The following is a 14,546-nucleotide window of genomic DNA, read 5'->3' as shown; positions in this document are numbered from 1 at the left end:
GTCAGGCTTTTTTGTGGATCAGGGCCAGGAACATGGCGTCGGTGTGGTGGATGTGGGGCCAGAGCTGGGCTGTCAGTTCATGGCCGGCGCCCAGGTTTCCGGTGAGGCTGACTGCATCCAGGGCGGCGCCCGCGTCCAGGAGTTCTAAATCGGCGCGTTTCCGGAGGACGTCGGCCACGACAGCCGTGGTTTCTGCCGGGTGCGGTGAACAGGTTACATAGGCCACCACTCCCCCGGGACGGACGGCGGCCAGGGCGGAGTTCAGCAGTTCGCGCTGCAGCGGGCCCAGGTCTGCAATGTCCTTGGGAGAGCGCCGCCACCGGGACTCGGGCCTGCGCCGAAGAGCTCCCAGGCCAGTGCAGGGAACATCCACCAGGACGCGGGAATATCGTTCCGGCTGTTCGGCACCCACATCCCGGCCGTCGCCGGTCCGGACCTGCCAACTGCCCTGCGGTACGGCGGACAGCGCCTGGCTGACCAGTTTTGCGCGGTGTGGGGCGGGCTCATTGGCCAGCAGCGTGGCGCCCCGCTGGTGGGCCAGCGCACCAAGGAGGGCTGCTTTTCCACCGGGGCCGGCGCAAAGATCGAGCCAAGCTTCACCGGCACCCGCCCCTGCATCGGCCGCACTTTCGGCGCCGGGATTGCGGCCGGCACCGTCGCCCGCCCGGCTGAGATCCGGGTTGGGAAGGTCCACCGCGGCCAGGGCCCTGGCCACGAGCTGTGAACCAACGTCCTGGACCCTGAGGCTACCTGCACGCACCGACGCCAGGCGTCCCAGGTCCCCGCCGCTGGACAGCGCGGAGCCTTCCACCAGTTCGCCGGGCGTGGCACCGTTCTCCAGCGCTTCGTCCAGGCTGCCCAGCCCCGGCAGGGCCACAAGGTTAACCACCGGGGCAGCGTTGTCCGCCTCCAGCAGGTCGTTGATTTCGCCTGCGGGCCGGCCGTGGGCCACCAGTGACTGGCGCATGGCCCGGACAATCCACTCGGGGTGCGCGTACCGGAGCGAGGCAATCTTCGTCTCGTCGGTTTCGCCCTCCACCAGCAGGTCCAGCCACTCCTCAAGGGAGTGGGCGGAAACCTTGCGGAGGACGGCATTGATCAGTGCCGAGGGGCCGGCGCCGATGACGGCACGGGCAAGCCCTACCGTCTGGTCAAGTGCGGCGTGCGCCGGGACCCGCATGGCCAGCAGTTGGTGGGCGCCGATGCGGAGGGCGTCGAGGACGGCCGGGTCAAGCTTGGCCAATGGCCGGTCCACGCACCGTGCCAGGATGGCGTCGTAGGTTCCCTGGCCGCGCAGGGCGCCGTAGCTCAGTTCCGTGGCGAACCCGGCGTCCCGTTTGTCCAGGTGGTGATGCCGGATCCGCGCGGGCAGCACCAGGTTGGCGTAGGCATCCTCCTCTGCCACAGCGCGCAGCACTTCGAAGGCCACCAGACGGGCGGGGTCGGCGCGCCTGGTCCGCTGCGACGGCGCCTGTTCGGTAAAGCCCCGCTGCGGACCGCGGTTGCGTTCCCGGCCTTTGGCGTCCCTCCTGCTGGCGTCCCGGGGTCCACCGTTGCCGCGGCCGCTGCCGGCGGGCGCGCCGCTGCCGCCCTGCCCGCTCTTCCCGCCGCGGCCGAATCCTCCGGCGCTTCCCCCTCCGCCAGTGTTGGGCCGGCCGGTATTCCGTCCACCTGTATTGCCGCCGGACCCGCTCATTCGAACACCACACCCTCCAGTGAAGCCATGCCGCGCGCCCAATCGGCTGCAGCCATCATCTTTTTCCCTGCGGGCTGGACCCGGGTGAGTTCCACTGCGTGCGAGCCAGTTCCCACCACCACGGTTTTCCCGTGCAAGGCCACTGAGCCGGGGGCAAGCCCTGCAATATCCGGCCGGAGCCGCACAGGCTCGAGCTTGACCCGCTGCCCGTCCAGCAGGGTCCAGGCGCCAGGCTCAGGGGTAACTCCCCGTGCCTGCCGGTTGATGGCAAGGGCAGGATGGGACCAGTTGATGTGTCCATCCTCCAGGGTCAGTTTGGGTGCCAGCGAGACGTCGCCGGCCTGCGGCTGCGGCGACGCTTTTCCGGCCTCGATGGCGGACAGGGTCTGCGCCAGCAGGACCGCACCGCTGCGGGACAGCCGCTCCAGCAGGTCGCCGGCAGTGTCCTGCAGCCTGACGGCCTCGGTCAGCGTGCCAAAAACGGGGCCGGTGTCCAGCCCTTCCTCCAGCTGGAAGGTAACGGCACCGGTGACATCGTCGCCTGCCATGACCGACCGCTGGACCGGTGCCGCACCACGCCAGGCGGGCAGCAGGGAGAAATGCAGGTTGACCCAGCCGTGCCGCGGTATGCCCAGTGCTGCAGGGGGAACCAGTCCGCCATAGGCGACGATGGCCGCGACGTCCGGTTGCACTGCGGAGACAGCGGCAATGGCCTCGGCATCGACGCGCGCGGCACGGATGACGTCAATGCCCAGTTCCGCGGCGCGTTGTGCCACCGGCGAGGGCGTCAGCACGCGTTTGCGGCCTACCGGCGCGTCGGGCCGGGTCAGGACCGCCACCACGTTGAAGCCGGCGTTGACCAGGGCGTCCAGGGACGGCACAGCGACGGCGGGTGTCCCCGCGAAGAGGACCCTCACCCTTGGGTGCCAAAGCTGGAGCCGGCGGTGCTGGTTCCGAAGCTGGCCCCGCCGAAACTTGACCCGACACTCTTGGCGCGCTTGGCGGTGGTGCGCCCGGTGACGGCGTCGTAATTGGCGTTGCGGATGGACCGCAATGCAGCCTTCCGGTCTTCGCCCTCAAGGCGGTCGGTGTAGAGAATGCCGTCCAGGTGGTCATTTTCATGCTGGAAGCAGCGTGCCAGCATCCCCTCCCCATCCACGGACACCGGATTTCCGTGCATGTCCACACCGGTGACCCGGGTGGCGCGGAAACGGCGGACGGGGAAGCCGAGGCCGGGAATGGACAGGCAGCCCTCCACGTGGTCCGGCTGGTAGTCCTCACTGTTCTCCAGGACGGGGTTGATGATGTGCCCCTCCACCCCGTCGATCCGGTACGTGAAGACGCGCTTGCTGATGCCCACCTGCGGAGCGGCAAGCCCCGCGCCGTCCACGTCCTCCATGGTTTCGGTCATGTCGGCCACCAGTTTGGCAAGCTCGGGTCCGAATTCCGTCACGGGATCGGCAACTGTGCGCAGCACAGGATCACCGATGATGCGGATATTCAGAATAGCCATGCGCTGTTTGTCCTCACGGTTGGCGGCAAAGGGAACCTATCCAGTTTAGGTGCAGTCTCTCGAGGTCCACCCGCCGCTTAGGCGGTGCGGGCCTGTGCCAGCGGCGGGGGTGCGATGGGCAGCAGCGCGGTGCCGGCACTGATGGTGTCCGCGGACAATTCCCAGACCCGCCGCAGGGCGCAGAACTTCCACCAGTGGTGCTTGAGGACCTCGGGGTTGGCACGGACAGGACGGACCTCCGTCTCGCCAATGGCCACGGCCAGCAGGACAGGGTTTTCGCCGTATTTCCAGGGCTCCCAGGTTCCGGCCTCCGCATCCACCAGGCTTTCCTCCGCCTTCATGCCGGCCACCAGCTGCATCACCACTTTGTTATCCAGCGGTTTGACCAGGCCGTCCCGGGTTGTGCCCTTGGTCTTGTAGTCGATCAGGCAAATGCGTCCGTTGATCCGGGCTACAAGGTCAAGGGTGCCCGCGTAGCCCACGGTGTTGTTCCAGACCGTGATTTCGGGGGCGATGGGCTCCACCTGGAAGAGTTCCCACCATTCGTCGAAGCGGACGGCGAAGGCCTCTTCCCCGTTGGCAGCCAAGGCCTCGCGGGCTTCCTTCATGACATGGGGGCGCCCGAGCGCCCGGAGCGCCACCTGCTCGCAGTAATTGTGGACGCGGTCCCCGCGCCTGGCGGCATCGTCCCGGTAAGTTTCGGCAGCCTTGGCGGCACGATTGATGGCCTGCTTGATTTTGGCGGGACTGCCCAGGCAGTCCGAGAGCAGCGGATCATTGGCCAGGCTGCTCGCACCCATGTAACCGAACCAGCCATCCAGGCCGTGCGGCTGCTGGCTGATCACCGTGGTGATGGAAGGTACCGAAAACTGCTCGGACGTTGACCGTGCATACATCCGGCCGTATTCGGTGGCGTGGGCGAGAAGCGGATCAGTCATACAAAAGACTCTTTCACAGGGGGCCGACAAAAGCTCCGGGAGGCAGGAGCTGCACGCAAAAGAGGCCCGTCTCCGCTGCTGATGAGCGGAAACGGGCCTCTGCGGTGGGCGATACTGGGTTCGAACCAGTGACCTCTTCGGTGTGAACGAAGCGCGCTACCACTGCGCCAATCGCCCCGATGCATTTGAATGCTAGCCCACCTCTGCCCTATTTCAAAAATCGAACGGCGGACCTTGAGAACCGGCCCCAAAGCCGCACCCCCGGCCTGGCCGCCAACAACTGAAAGCAGCCCGGCGGAACGCAGCATAACGCACCAGCCCCCGCTGCCGCCGTCGGGAATTACACGCCTGTAACTCCAAAAATCCGCGCAGTTACAGGGATCGGGAGGTCATAGTTCCGGCCCGGACCGGAGCGATTTGGAGAATCCCCGAACCTCCTATATTGTTTTTACTCGTTGGAACGCGAGGAAATGCCGGAAACGGCAAGGAATCAACCCTCCAAAATGCGGACGTAGCTCAGCTGGTAGAGCACCACCTTGCCAAGGTGGATGTCGCGAGTTCGAATCTCGTCGTCCGCTCGCAGGACACTGTCACAGCAAACATTCTTCGGAATTGACGCTAACACGGTGGGTTGGCCGAGAGGCGAGGCAGCGGCCTGCAAAGCCGTATACACGGGTTCGAATCCCGTACCCACCTCGGTGAAAACCATGGTTTCCGGATGTTTCGGATTCAATGGGCGATTGGCGCAGCGGTAGCGCGCTTCCCTGACACGGAAGAGGTCACTGGTTCGATCCCAGTATCGCCCACTGGCAAGGCAACTTGCCCGCAGTACAGCCGGTTCACCGGTCATCCTGCACACGCGGACGTAGCTCAGCTGGTAGAGCACCACCTTGCCAAGGTGGATGTCGCGAGTTCGAATCTCGTCGTCCGCTCTCTTACATCCCATCAGCCGGTCTTCCGGTTCCGGGCGATTGGCGCAGCGGTAGCGCGCTTCCCTGACACGGAAGAGGTCACTGGTTCGATCCCAGTATCGCCCACACGAACAGCAGCTCTGCGGAGCTGCTTTTTTTGTTTCCCCGGCATCCGCTGCGGGCGAACTCCCTTGGCACGCCTGTCACCCGCGGATAGGATCGAAGGCGCGAGGAGCGACCTGGCTCCGCGATCGAAGGGAGGTGCTCGTGGGTTTGATTGACGATCTAAAGGGCAAGGCTCAGGGTCTCATCCGCGGCAACGAGCAGGCCATCAAGAACGGCATCAGCAAGGCCGGCGATTTCGTCGACACCAAGACCGGCGGCAAGTACACCGGCCATGTCGACAAGATCCAGGATGGCGCTTCCAAGCTCATTGACAAGAACGGAACCCCGGGCCAGGCACCTGCCGCCGGACAGGTTCCGCCGGCAGCTCCTGAAAATCCGGTTCCGCCGGTTGACAGGGCTCCGTAAAGGATTTGGCCAGGGCTTTGCCCCAGCACGTCAACGGGGTGCGGGTCCCGCCGGGAGGCGGCGCCCGCACCTTCGGCGTTTAAAGGCGCTGAAGACAAGTTGGGGCAGTTCCCGCAGGTAACGGCGTCAGTGCCAACGATTCCCGATTCCCGGACGCCCGCCGGTAACCTGCCGGTATGCCCAACTCCCCCGCACCCTTCGAGGCAAAGACCACCCGGGCCCGGATCGACTCCCGGCCCGTCGTCGCCGGGATCGTCACCGCGTTGGTGGGCTTCACCTCATCGTTTGCCGTGGTCCTGGCGGGCCTTATGGCGGTGGGGGCCGATTCCGCCCAGGCCGCGTCCGGCCTGCTGGCACTGACCCTAAGCGTCGGGTTTGGCGTCCTGGTCCTCGCGTGGCGCTCCCGCGTTCCGGTGACACTGGCCTGGTCAACGCCGGGTGCGGCGCTGCTGGCCGCATCGGGAATTCCCGACGGCGGGTGGCCGGCCGCCGTCGGGGCCTTCGTCGCGGCGGGCCTGCTGTTGGCCCTGACCGGCATGGTGCCGGCGCTTGGCAGGCTGATTGCACGCATCCCGTCCTTCCTGGCGCAGGCGATGCTGGCCGGGGTCCTGCTGCAGCTCTGCCTGGCCCCCTTCAAAGCCCTGGGCACGGTCCCCGTACTTGTTGCGCCGGTCATTTTGTGCTGGCTGCTGATGATGAAGTTCGCTCCGCGCTGGGCGGTTCCTGCAGCACTGCTGGTGGCCCTGGGCGTGATCGGAACTTCCCTGGCGTCGGCCGGGACGCCAGTGGATCCGGCAGGATTCATGCCCGCACCGGCGTGGACCACGCCCTCGTTCAGCCTGCAGGCCCTCGCCGGCATTGCCGTCCCGTTGTTCGTGGTGACCATGGCGTCGCAGAACGTTCCCGGAGTGGCCGTGCTGCGTTCATTCGGATATGAGACCCCGTGGCGGCCGGCGATGCTGGTTACAGGAGCGGGCACCATTGTGGGAGCACCCTTCGGCGGCCACGCCATCAATCTCGCAGCACTCAGCGCGGCCCTCGCCGCCGGCCCCGAAGCAGGCGGCGACCGAAGCAGGAGGTGGATCGCCGGCTTTACGTCCGGCCTGGCCTACCTGGTGCTGGCTGCCTTTTCCACAGCCTTGGTGTCGGTAGTTAACCAGGCGCCCGCGGGGATGCTCGAAGCCGTGGCCGGACTGGCCCTGCTGGGCACCCTGGCTTCGGCAATTTCGACAGCCCTTGCCGACGCCGAAGAGCGAATCGCCCCGGCGGTCACGTTCCTGATGGCGGCCTCGGGGCTGGCTTTTGCCGGAATTGGTGCCGCGTTCTGGGCGCTGATTGCCGGGCTCGTGGTCCGGTGGGCGCTAAAACCCGGGCGCGGCACGACGTCGGGGCGGGGTTCCCGCTAGGAGGGTTCGTGGTTCTGGCCTTCACGGGCCAGCGCGGTCAGGCGGGAGACGGCGCGGAAGTATTTCTTCATGTACCCGCCGGTCATCATTTCCTCGGTGAACAGCTGGTCGAAGGGGACGCCGCTGGCCAGGATGGGAACATCCTTGTCGTAGAGCCGGTCCGCCAGCACCACGAACCGCAGCGCCACGGCCTGCTCCTTGATGGTTTCCACGTTGCGCCAGACCACGCCGTCGATGCCGTCGATCAGCTGGCGGTAGCGGCTGGGATGCACGCCGGCGAGGTGGTGGATGAGTGTCGGGAATTCATCCTGGGCCACCGTCTTGCCGTCGAACTCCGCCTTCATGTGCGCGTTGAGTTCGCTGTTCTTCAGCGGGGCCGGGGCCGCGGGCAGGCCGCGGTGCCGGAAGTCCTCGCCGTCGATGCGGATGACCTCGAACTGGTCGGCCAGGACCTGGATTTCGCGTTGGAAGTCCACGGCGGCAAAGCGGCCATCACCAAGCGAGCCAGGGAGTGTGTTGGAGGTGGCGGCAAGCTTGACCCCGGCGTCGGCCAGTTCCCGCATGAGCCGGGACATCAGGACGGTATCGCCCGGATCGTCAAGTTCGAATTCGTCGATGCAGACGAGCTTGTAGCTGCTCAGGGCATCGACCGTCTTGCGGAAGGACAGGGCGCCCACGAGGTTGGTGTATTCCACGAACGTGCCGAAAGCCCTGGGGCCCGGCGACGCGTGCCACAGGGACGCGAGCAGGTGGGTCTTGCCCACGCCGAACCCGCCGTCAAGGTAGATGCCGGCGCGCGATTCGTCCTTCTTGCCGAACAGCTTCTTGAAGAGCCCGCCCCCGTTACCCGACCCCACGCCGTCGGCAAACCCCTGCAGTTCCCGCACGGCCGTGGCCTGGCTGGGCTGCTTGGGGTCCGGGCGGTAGCTCGCAAAGGAGACTTCCCCGAACCGCGGCGATGGGTAGAAGCCCTTGAGGAGTTCGTCCACCGAAACTGCCGGAGTGCGGGCGGCAAGCTGTTCGATCTGTACCAAGGTGGTCCGTTCTGCTGGTGGTTGGTCCCCAGAAAGGATACCGGCTATGCAGGCCGGACCCGGGCTCGCTGCCCTCCTCCCGGCGCATGGAGTGACGAAGACAACATTTCGCCCTATTAACGGAATACGGACAACGTCAGGGGCGCTGGCTAGGGTGGGAACAGGTTCCAATGCATGTTCCATGGATTCCCGTGCTCTTACTGAAAGGCCAAGCAATGCCCTACCCGGTTGACCAGAATGAGAAGTTTGCTGCCTATGCCCACCCGGAGCGGCTCGTTTCCACGGAGTGGCTGGCGGCTGCCATAAAGGACGGCGCAGTGGCTGACGGCGGACTCGTCGTGGTGGAATCGGACGAGGATGTGCTCCTGTACGAAACAGGCCACATTCCCGGCGCGGTCAAGATTGACTGGCACACGGACCTGAACGACGAAGTTTCCCGTGACTACATTGACGGCGCGGCCTTCGCGAAGCTCGCGGCGTCCAAGGGAATCTCGCGGGACAGCACCGTGGTCATCTATGGCGACAAGTCCAACTGGTGGGCAGCCTACGCGCTTTGGGTCTTCACCCTGTTCGGCCACCAGGATGTCCGGCTGCTCGACGGCGGCCGGGACAAGTGGATTGCCGAAGGCCGCGAACTCACCAGGGACCGGCCCGCCCCCGCCCCGGGGAGCTACCCGGAGGTTGAGCGCGACGACGCTCCCATCCGCGCCTTCAAGGACGACGTCCTGGCCCACCTCGGCACCGGCCCGCTCATCGACGTCCGCTCGCCCGAAGAATACACCGGCCAGCGCACCCACATGCCGGCCTACCCCGAGGAAGGCGCCCTCCGCGGCGGCCACATCCCCACCGCCGCATCCATTCCCTGGGCCCGCGCCGCTGCCGCCGACGGCAGCTTCAAGAGCCGCGGGGAACTGGAGGCGATCTACCTTGGCGAGGCCGGCCTGTCCGAGGGTGACGACGTGGTGGCATACTGCCGCATTGGCGAGCGTTCCAGCCACACCTGGTTCGCCCTGAAGTACCTCCTGGGCTTTGATTCCGTCCGCAACTACGACGGATCCTGGACCGAGTGGGGCAATGCGGTCCGCGCGCCGATCGTCAAGGGCGCCGAGCGGGGTTCCGTTCCGGCCACCGTCGGAGCCTGACGCAGCACCCGCCCGCGTAGACTTGAAACGATGACTACTCAAGCTTTGCCATCCGCCCTGGCGGCGATCGTGGACGACTTCCAGGCCCTGTCCGAACCCGAGAGGCTCCAGCTGCTGCTGGAGTTTTCCGAAGGACTGCCCGAGCTCCCCGACCGGCTCAAGGACCACCCCGAGCTCCTGGAGCAGGTGGTGGAGTGCCAGTCGCCGCTGTTCCTCACCATTGAGACGGGGAACAACGACGACGGCGCGGTCCACCTGTTCTTCAAGGCACCTGCCGAGGCGCCCACCACACGGGGTTTTGCCGGCGTCCTGCACGAGGGCCTGGATGGCCTGTCCGCCGATGAAATCCTGTCCGTGCCCGACGACATGCCGGAACTGCTGGGGCTCACCCGCGCCATCACGCCGCTGCGTATGAGGGGCATGACCGCCATGTTGGGAAGGATCAAGCGCAAGGTGGCCGCAAGCTCCCGCGCCCAGGCCTGACCCCAGTACCCATGGCACGGAAGAACGGCTCCCAGGGAACCCCGGCAACAGCGGCGCTGACCGCTGCAGGGGTTCCCTTTGTGCTGCACCCGTACACCCACGATCCATCCGCGCCGAGCTACGGCGCTGAAGCTGCAGAAGCCCTTGGCATCGATCCTTCGCGCGTCTTCAAAACACTGATGGTGGACGTGGAGGGCCGACTGGCAGTGGGGATCGTGCCGGTCAGCGGAAGCCTTGACCTGAAGGCAATGGCTTCGGCACTCGGAGCCAAGAAGGCGGCAATGGCCGATCCCGCCGCAGCCCAGCGCCGCACCGGCTACGTCCTGGGCGGAATCTCCCCCATCGGGCAGCGCCAGCCCTCCCCCACGGTGCTGGATTCCACCGCCCTGGGGCTGGACACGATCCTGGTGTCCGGAGGCCGCCGCGGCCTGGACGTTGAGCTCGCCCCGGCAGACCTGGCCCGGCTGACGAACGCCATTACCGCTCCCATCAGCTCGCCGGCTGCGGGCAGCCCTCAGCCATAGCAGCGCAGAGAATGGGAACGACAGGCTACTTGATCACGTAGCGCTGCATCATGTCGTTGTCCTCGTGCTCCAGGATGTGGCAGTGCCATACGTATTCGCCCTTGAAGGATGAGCCGATGGCCAGCGGGTCTCCGCCCGCTGCGGCAGCACCGAAGGGGACGCGGATCCGTGTCACCTCCCCCGGCTTCGCCACCACCGTGTCCTTCCAGCCCTGCTCGGTGGCAGGCGCGTCCTCGGGACGGCCCATCAGGTGCGGCCCGACGTCGACCGCTTTGCCCGCCCCCGGCGTGACGAGTCCGGTTTCCGGATCTACAAACTTTGTGGCCTCGAGGTAGGCATCGACGTCGAACTTCTGCCGGTTGAGGACCTGGAACTGGGTGAAGTGCAGGTGGATGGGGTGGGCGTCCACGGTGGTGTTGATGAGCTCCCACTGTTCCAGGGTGTCACTTTTCACCACCGTGATGTCCGTGCCGTCGAACATCCTGTTGTTCAGCAGCGCCATCACCGGCACCTCGTCCGCGTTGGCTACCTCCACCAGCGCCATGGACCTCGTTGCCTTGACCGGCCGTTCTCCGAGCTTGGTAACGGCTTCGGACCGGAGGTGGGGCGGCAGCGGCACCGTATAGCCGGGCTCGGAGAGGACGGTGAACTGCATGATCTGCGGGAGCGGGAGTCCGCCCTGCCGGACAGACTTTGGCCCGTCCGGGTAGGGCACCGGAGCACTGTTGGCCAGGAGCACCCTGGCGCCTGCCTTGAGTCCCCCGAAGTCCACCACGATGTCTGCCCGTTCGCCCGGTCCCATCACCAGCCTGGTGAGCCGGACAGGAGCGTCGAGCAGGCCGCCGTCGGACCCTATCTGGTGGAATGGGACCGGGGTGCCGCCGGCGAGGAACCTGAAGTCGTAGAACCGGGCGTTGGAGCCGTTGAACATCCGGAAACGGTACTTCCCGCGGGCCACGTCCAGGTTGGGCCAGTTCTTCCCGTTGACGGTGGCCACATCGCCGAAGAACTCCGGGGCCCAGGGGCGGGGTGTGCCGTCTGCGCTGACGAGATCCGGATTGGGAGGGTAGGCAAACGAGCCGTCGGGGTTGAACATCCGGTCCTGGATAATCAGCGGCACTTCGTACGGGGGCGGCGGCAGGTGTGTCCCGTCACCGGTATCGATCCCGGTCCCGCCAGGCTTGTCCCGGAGGAGGTAGCCGCCGGCCAACCCGGCGTAGACATTCAGCCGGGTGAGGCCCAGTGCATGGTCGTGGTACCAGAGCCCGGCGGCATCCTGGTTGTTGCCGTAATGGTACGTGTAGGAGGCGCCGGGACCGAAGGCCTGGTCCGGGCCGCCATCGGACCGCACACTGACGTTGCCGCCGTGAAGATGGACGGACGTCCGCGGCCGCACTGCATCGTTGCTGCCCGCCGGAACCAGTTCGGGGTCGATGGCAAAGGCCAGGGGATGCCGTCCGGCCTGGTTGTGGACCGTCAGCTCGAACGGCGTACCTTTCCGGGCGATGATCACGGGGCCAAGGTACGTCCGGGTTGAACCGGCCTCCTGGTAGGCCAAGGTGTCCGTCAGGCCCATGTGTTCCTGGAACCGGTGGCGGGCGTTGCGGACCCAGAGCGACTTGCTGCCGCCAGCCTGCACGTCCAGCACTCCGAGCTCATCCATGCTGGGGAGCTGCTCGGTAAACATCGATTGCTTCCCGGACGCAGGTGCACGGGCCGCGGCAGCCGGCAAGCCGGGCGAAGCCAGGAGCCCTGCACCGGCAACAGCACCGGCCTGCAGCAGTTGTCGCCTTGTCATGCGCATTTCGGGGCCCCATTTCTTCGCAACGGTATCCCCCCTGGGCAGCAGGATAGACCCGGGCTTTGGTCTGTCATAGGGTCACGGGTCCCCAATGAAGGAGGGTAGGCCTTACCCCTAATTCCCTCCTGCCCGCCCCGCATCCCGTCCGGTGAAGTGGTCCATGGTCCGGTTGACTCCCAGCACGTCCATGAGCCCGTCAAAGACGGTGACCGGAAGAATCCGCAGGGCAGGCAACAGGTTCACAATGGGCGGCAGGACAAGTTTCCGGCGCCCGGCTTCGATGGCGTCAAGGACCCTGGTTGCCACCTGCTCTTCCTGGAGAATGGGGAGGAGCAGTGGCCAGCGGGTCTGGACGCCATCGAACATCCCGGTGTCGATGTAGTAAGGGCAGACCACCAGCGTATTGACACCGGTTCTTCCGGCGCGAAGCTCGGCACGGAGTGATTCGTTGAAGCCGAAGGCGGCGAACTTGCTGGCGGAATAGTCGGTCTGGCGGGCAACACCCACCAGGCCGGCAGCACTGGCAACGGTGACCACCGTTCCCCGCCGGCGGTTGGCCATTCCGCCGAGGAAGGCGCGGGTAACCCAGTAAAGGGCCATGACATTGACGTTCATGGTCCGTTCGATGGCTTCATCCGTGGCCTCAAGGAGTGGCCGGCCGCTGACCACGCCGGCGTTGTTGACCAGGATATCCACCGGTCCGGCAACAGCCGCGGCAGCCTTCACCGCCTCACGGTCCGAGACGTCCACGATCTGGGATTCGGCAGAGCCGCCGGCGGCCCGGATCTCATCGCGCACCGCTGCGCCCCGTCCAGCATCCAGATCCCAGATGACCACCCGGCTGCCGCGCCGGGCCGCTCCGAGCGCCAGCCGGCGGCCCAGCCCGCTGCCGCCTCCCGTGATCAACACTGTGGCGCCGGAAAGCGGGGTTCCTGTGGGCATATGGTTCTCCTGGCGTTTTGAGGCGTATGTCCTGGCGGCGCGGGCGATGTCGGTTAGCGGTTGCGGGGGAAGCGGCCCATCAGCGTGATGGCCCCTTTCATGATCCGCGCGTAGGCCCGGTTCGACATGCCGGGCATGGGTGCAACCGGCAGCAGCCGTTGCACCGCGATGGTCTGCGGCTCGGTGTATTTGAGGATCCCTTCCCGGCCGTGGCGGCGGCCCGCGCCGGACTCCTTCATGCCCCCGATGGGCGCATCATGGGATGCCCAGGTGGCTGCATAGCCTTCATTGACGTTGACCGTGCCCGTCAGGAGCCCGCGCGCCACAGCCTCCCCCCGGCGGCCGGACCAGACGCTGGCGTTCAGGCCGAAGTCGGAATCGTTGGCGAGGGCTACGGCTTCGTCATCGTCAGCTGTCCGGTAGACAGCCACGACGGGACCGAAAGTCTCTTCACGGGCCACGAGCATCTCCCCAGTGACTCCGGCAAGGACCGTTGGCTCGTAGAACAAGGGCCCCAGGTCCGGCCGCCGCCGGCCGCCGGTGACCAATTGCGCGCCTTTGGCCACGGCATCCTGGACGTGGCGGTCCACCCGTTCAAGTTGTGCCGCGCTGATGAGGGAGCCCATGCCGATGTCCCAGTCAGGTCCTGGAGCCATGCGGATGCCCTTCGCCCCGGCTGCGAAGGCGGCCAGGAAACTGTCATGGACGTCAGAGTGCACGTAGATCCGCTCGATGCTGACGCACAGCTGTCCCGAGTTGGAAAAACAGGCGTGGACCGCGCCGGCTGCAGCTTTGCCAATATCCGCGTCAGCCAGAACCAGCATGGGGTTCTTGCCGCCGAGTTCGGCGGAAAAGCCGATCAGCCGCTCACCGCACTGCCGGGCAACGGTCTTGCCGGTCTTGGACGATCCGGTGAACATCAGGAAGTCGACCCGCTCAATCAGGGCGGGCCCAATCGCGGGGCCGGGCCCTGTGACCGCCTGGAACAGCTCTGCTGCAAGGCCTGCCTGACGGAGCAGCCTGAGCATCAGCAGGGCGGTGAAGGGCGTCTGTGAATCCGGCTTCAGGACGATGGCGTTTCCGGCCAGCAGGGCCGGGATGGCGTCCGAGACCGCAAGGGTCAGGGGGTAGTTCCAGGGACTGATGACGCCCACCACGCCCTTGGGCATGCGGTGTTCGGTGGTGCGGGTCAGGACCGGGGCGGCGCCCTTCCGGCGGCGCGGCCCAAGGAACCGTTCAGCGTTCCGTAGATAGTAGTCCGCCGTCAGGACAACGTCCGCGAACTCCTCGAAGGCGCTCAGCCGGGACTTGCCGCTCTCTGCCTGCACCAGGTCCAGGATGTCCTGCTCCCGGTCCAGCACCAGCCCGCGGAAGCGCCGGACCACGGCGCAGCGTTCAGCCACCGGAACAGTGGCCCAGTGCCGCTGCGCCAGGCGGGCCGTACCGACGGCGGCAGCAACGTCATGCGCAGTGCAGACAGGCACTTCACCAATCACGGTCCCGTCAAAGGGTGCACGCGACGCCTGGGCCGGCCCGCCCGGGGCAGCTGTGACCAGTCCTTCAAGTCCCGCTGCGAGCTCCCGCCCACGTGCGCTCAACGTCCCTGTTTTTCCCTGTTGCTGTTG

General features: G+C 66.4%; 13 protein-coding genes and 6 tRNA genes. 10 read left to right on the top strand and 9 right to left on the bottom strand.

What is annotated here, in order from left to right; translation table 11 throughout:
- Position 1: 1 nt before the first annotated feature.
- The 5 genes from FBY36_RS17490 to FBY36_RS17470 form a co-directional block, all read right to left on the bottom strand.
- Positions 2–1,696 carry an RsmB/NOP family class I SAM-dependent RNA methyltransferase gene (locus FBY36_RS17490; RefSeq protein ID WP_142121459.1) on the bottom strand — a complete coding sequence of 565 codons (1,695 nt, stop codon included), beginning with the start codon at positions 1,694–1,696 and terminating at the stop codon, positions 2–4.
- Positions 1,693–2,613: a methionyl-tRNA formyltransferase gene (gene fmt / locus FBY36_RS17485; protein ID WP_142121457.1), complete on the bottom strand. Its 921-nt coding sequence runs from the start codon at positions 2,611–2,613 to the stop codon at positions 1,693–1,695. Before fmt ends, FBY36_RS17490 begins: the two co-directional genes overlap by 4 nt.
- Complete coding sequence (def, locus tag FBY36_RS17480) at positions 2,610–3,209, bottom strand: peptide deformylase (RefSeq protein ID WP_142121455.1); 600 nt, start codon at positions 3,207–3,209, stop codon at positions 2,610–2,612. Before def ends, fmt begins: the two co-directional genes overlap by 4 nt.
- A 77-nt stretch (positions 3,210–3,286) precedes the next feature.
- The gene (locus FBY36_RS17475; RefSeq protein ID WP_142121453.1) at positions 3,287–4,147 is read right to left on the bottom strand and encodes a cytochrome; all 861 of its coding nucleotides are present in this window, start codon (positions 4,145–4,147) and stop codon (positions 3,287–3,289) included.
- A 105-nt stretch (positions 4,148–4,252) separates the two neighbouring features.
- Positions 4,253–4,324: transfer RNA gene (locus FBY36_RS17470), tRNA-Val, on the bottom strand.
- Positions 4,325–4,652: 328 nt separating this feature from the next.
- Between FBY36_RS17470 and FBY36_RS17465 the strand changes: the two genes are divergently transcribed.
- The 7 genes from FBY36_RS17465 to FBY36_RS17435 all read left to right on the top strand — a co-directional run bounded on the left by FBY36_RS17465 (position 4,653) and on the right by FBY36_RS17435 (position 6,995).
- Positions 4,653–4,725 (top strand) — tRNA-Gly (locus tag FBY36_RS17465).
- Between the two features lie 47 nt (positions 4,726–4,772).
- A tRNA-Cys gene (locus FBY36_RS17460) sits at positions 4,773–4,843 on the top strand.
- A gap of 38 nt (positions 4,844–4,881) precedes the next feature.
- A tRNA-Val gene (locus FBY36_RS17455) sits at positions 4,882–4,953 on the top strand.
- Positions 4,954–5,006: 53 nt separating this feature from the next.
- Positions 5,007–5,079 (top strand) — tRNA-Gly (locus tag FBY36_RS17450).
- A 33-nt stretch (positions 5,080–5,112) separates the two neighbouring features.
- Positions 5,113–5,184, top strand: a tRNA-Val gene (locus FBY36_RS17445).
- 141 nt (positions 5,185–5,325) lie between these two features.
- Complete coding sequence (locus FBY36_RS17440; protein WP_056333980.1) at positions 5,326–5,589, top strand: antitoxin; 264 nt, start codon at positions 5,326–5,328, stop codon at positions 5,587–5,589.
- A 176-nt stretch (positions 5,590–5,765) separates the two neighbouring features.
- Entirely contained in the window at positions 5,766–6,995 is a 1,230-nt protein-coding gene (locus FBY36_RS17435; protein ID WP_142121451.1) for a benzoate/H(+) symporter BenE family transporter, read from the top strand.
- Here the strand turns inward: FBY36_RS17435 and zapE are convergent.
- On the bottom strand, positions 6,992–8,029 hold the full coding sequence (gene zapE, locus FBY36_RS17430; protein ID WP_142121449.1) for a cell division protein ZapE: 1,038 nt from the start codon (positions 8,027–8,029) through the stop codon (positions 6,992–6,994). The genes FBY36_RS17435 and zapE overlap by 4 nt on opposite strands.
- Positions 8,030–8,244: 215 nt before the next feature.
- Here zapE and FBY36_RS17425 point away from each other — a divergent pair, with 215 nt between their 5' ends.
- The 3 genes from FBY36_RS17425 to ybaK are packed head-to-tail and all read left to right on the top strand — an operon-like array spanning position 8,245 to position 10,178.
- A complete protein-coding gene (locus FBY36_RS17425; protein ID WP_142121447.1) occupies positions 8,245–9,171 on the top strand; it encodes a sulfurtransferase in 927 nt (308 codons plus the stop codon).
- 30 nt (positions 9,172–9,201) lie between these two features.
- On the top strand, positions 9,202–9,654 hold the full coding sequence (locus tag FBY36_RS17420; protein ID WP_142121445.1) for a SufE family protein: 453 nt from the start codon (positions 9,202–9,204) through the stop codon (positions 9,652–9,654).
- A gap of 11 nt (positions 9,655–9,665) precedes the next feature.
- Positions 9,666–10,178, top strand: a complete 513-nt coding sequence (ybaK, locus tag FBY36_RS17415) for a Cys-tRNA(Pro) deacylase (RefSeq protein ID WP_142121443.1) — start codon at positions 9,666–9,668, stop codon at positions 10,176–10,178.
- A 25-nt stretch (positions 10,179–10,203) separates the two neighbouring features.
- On the opposite strand, the gene FBY36_RS17410 is transcribed toward ybaK, so the two are convergent.
- From FBY36_RS17410 to FBY36_RS17400, 3 genes are all read right to left on the bottom strand, one after another.
- The gene (locus tag FBY36_RS17410) at positions 10,204–11,976 is read right to left on the bottom strand and encodes a multicopper oxidase family protein (RefSeq protein ID WP_235008882.1); all 1,773 of its coding nucleotides are present in this window, start codon (positions 11,974–11,976) and stop codon (positions 10,204–10,206) included.
- 117 nt (positions 11,977–12,093) lie between these two features.
- Entirely contained in the window at positions 12,094–12,921 is an 828-nt protein-coding gene (locus tag FBY36_RS17405) for an SDR family oxidoreductase (RefSeq protein ID WP_142121439.1), read from the bottom strand.
- Between the two features lie 53 nt (positions 12,922–12,974).
- Positions 12,975–14,519 (bottom strand): succinic semialdehyde dehydrogenase, encoded by a 1,545-nt coding sequence (locus FBY36_RS17400; protein ID WP_235008881.1) that lies wholly within the window; start codon positions 14,517–14,519, stop codon positions 12,975–12,977.
- Positions 14,520–14,546 lie beyond the last annotated feature (27 nt).

It is taken from the genome of Arthrobacter sp. SLBN-122, from assembly GCF_006715165.1.
Lineage (GTDB): Bacteria > Actinomycetota > Actinomycetes > Actinomycetales > Micrococcaceae > Arthrobacter.
Note: the sequence above shows the minus strand (reverse complement) of the source record. Positions and strands in the feature narration are given on the sequence as shown.

Coding starts and splice junctions, on each gene's coding strand:
- FBY36_RS17405 (WP_142121439.1), bottom strand. CDS start 12,921: ATGCCCACAGGAACCCCGCTTTCCGGCGCCACAGTGTTGATCACGGGA.
- ybaK (WP_142121443.1), top strand. CDS start 9,666: ATGGCACGGAAGAACGGCTCCCAGGGAACCCCGGCAACAGCGGCGCTG.
- FBY36_RS17410 (WP_235008882.1), bottom strand. CDS start 11,976: ATGACAAGGCGACAACTGCTGCAGGCCGGTGCTGTTGCCGGTGCAGGG.
- FBY36_RS17425 (WP_142121447.1), top strand. CDS start 8,245: ATGCCCTACCCGGTTGACCAGAATGAGAAGTTTGCTGCCTATGCCCAC.
- FBY36_RS17490 (WP_142121459.1), bottom strand. CDS start 1,696: ATGAGCGGGTCCGGCGGCAATACAGGTGGACGGAATACCGGCCGGCCC.
- FBY36_RS17435 (WP_142121451.1), top strand. CDS start 5,766: ATGCCCAACTCCCCCGCACCCTTCGAGGCAAAGACCACCCGGGCCCGG.
- def (WP_142121455.1), bottom strand. CDS start 3,209: ATGGCTATTCTGAATATCCGCATCATCGGTGATCCTGTGCTGCGCACA.
- FBY36_RS17420 (WP_142121445.1), top strand. CDS start 9,202: ATGACTACTCAAGCTTTGCCATCCGCCCTGGCGGCGATCGTGGACGAC.
- FBY36_RS17475 (WP_142121453.1), bottom strand. CDS start 4,147: ATGACTGATCCGCTTCTCGCCCACGCCACCGAATACGGCCGGATGTAT.